General features: G+C 45.2%; 1 protein-coding gene. It reads left to right on the forward strand.

Annotation, left to right across the window (positions count from 1 at the left end):
- Window positions 1-376 precede the first annotated feature (376 nt).
- A partial coding sequence (locus Q0198_RS00455) for an OprD family outer membrane porin (protein WP_297893757.1) occupies window positions 377-1,497 on the forward strand: 1,121 nt, incomplete at its 3' end.

Consider the following 1,497-nt stretch of genomic DNA (forward strand, 5'->3'; position numbering starts at 1 on the left):
GCCGCGTTTTAAATTTAAAGAGAAATTTCAGCGGGCAGACTTCACGAGCTTTTTAAATTTTAAAATTTAAAAGCGGCGGAATTTCACTCTTTTATTTCTGTAAAAATTTCTATCTTGCGGGTCGGTTTGGTATTTTGGAAATTTTGAGGTTTTGATCGCTTTTATCCGCTAGTTGAGGTCGGGACGCAAGCCGAAAATATTCGCCAAATCATAAAATCATAAATCAGGCGATAAATTTCACTATTCATTAATTTAATCTTTATAAAGTTGCATAATTTTTATTTTAATTTTCCCCCTTTTTTATCGCAAACAGCGAGATTGTTTGATATAATTCATTTTATAAATATTTGTAAATCTTTATGAAAGGAGATTTCGAATGAAATTCATCAAACTAAGTTTAGCTGCGGCGGTTTGCGTATGTGCAGTATCCTCGCTAAGCGCGGCGGATAGCGTGGCCGAAGCGATCACTAACGGTAAGCTTGGCGGAACGGTAAAGACCACTTACGCCAATAAAACGGTAGATAATAGAGGCGAAGCCGCTACGGGCGATAACGACTACGAGGCATTCGGCGTGGGTCTTGAGCTCGGATACGTTACCGATCCTCTTTACGGCTTTAGAATAGGGCTTACCGGACAGGGCTGGTTGATGCCGTATCACGTAGGCTCAAGCAATAAGATCGCCTACGATAAGGAGTGGTATACTAAAGGTGCGGTATTATCGGAATTATACCTAGGATACGGCATAGGAAATACCGATATAAAGGCAGGTAGACAATATGTCGTAACTCCGCTCGTTGCTGGCAACTATACGAGGGCGTTTAAAGAGGCTTTCGAGGGCGTGGCGATATCCAATAAAGATATCCCCGATACTACATTGTGGGGCGGATGGTTTTATAAATTCCAAGGAAGGAGTAAAACCGCCATGGGCGCTCCGGCAGGCGAGGGAAAAGCTCCTTTGTTTAAAGATAGGGTGATTCTGGGTAATATGACGGGTCCCGTCACCGTAAAATTTGAAAATATCTTCTCCGCATATATTCAAAACAAATCCTTGCCTTATACTACTTTAACCGGCGCTTACGCAGCGGTAACAGACGTAAAACCCGCTAACGCGTTAAAAGACGGCGACGTTAGCCTGTATCTTGCCGAGGCGAACGTAAAAGTGCCGGTAGGCGAGGTTTTAAAGCTAGGATTTGATCTTAACTACAAAGGCTCGCGCGTGGACGGAGGGCTGGAGCCAAGAAGGCTTGACGGCGATATGTTTGGCGCAAGAGTCTCGGTTAGCGAGTTTTTCGGATTCGGTCTATCGTATGCCTATACGACCGTTAGCGACGACGATGCCGTTATTTTGGGCGTCGGCAACGGCCCGGGATCATGCACCGCGCTGCCTATAAGAGGTCCGTTCGTCTTCACGGGATATGCGGGTATGGATACGCACAAGATCGTGCTTGATTACGACTTCGGCGCTATCGGTCTAGACGGCTTCAAAACTGCGCTACA

This window comes from uncultured Campylobacter sp. (genome assembly GCF_938045205.1).
In the GTDB taxonomy this organism is placed as follows: domain Bacteria; phylum Campylobacterota; class Campylobacteria; order Campylobacterales; family Campylobacteraceae; genus Campylobacter_B.